Genomic DNA, 367 nt, shown 5'->3' with positions numbered 1-367 from the left:
CCGCGCCGCTCTGCGGGCGTTTGTGCCACGGGTGCGGAATGTGTCAGCGCGGACGGACCTGATCTCGGAAGGCGACACGCCCAGCGACGTTCATCTCATCCTCGACGGCTACGCCTGCCGCTACAAGATGCTCCCGGACGGTCAGCGCCAGATCATGGCCTTCTTCGTGCCGGGCGACTTCTGCGACCTGAACGTGTTCATCCTCGACGAGATGGATCACTCCATCGGCACGATCTCGCCTTGCAAAACGGTCGAGATCCCCCGGGCCGCCATCGAGGAGATCACGGCGCACCACCCGCAGGTGACGCGGGCCCTGATGTGGTGCGCCCTCGTGGACGAGGCCGTGCTGCGCGAGTGGCTGGTCAAC

Annotated in this window: 1 protein-coding gene; it reads left to right on the top strand. The window is 65.9% G+C overall.

Annotated features, from left to right (window positions below):
• Positions 1–40 precede the first annotated feature (40 nt).
• Positions 41–367: Crp/Fnr family transcriptional regulator (locus MKK84_RS00010; RefSeq protein WP_313899304.1), on the top strand; the 327-nt coding region annotated here is incomplete at its 3' end.

Source organism: Methylobacterium sp. E-065 (assembly GCF_022829605.1).
Classification (GTDB): Bacteria; Pseudomonadota; Alphaproteobacteria; order Rhizobiales; family Beijerinckiaceae; genus Methylobacterium.
This window is presented reverse-complemented; position numbering and strand designations above follow the sequence as displayed.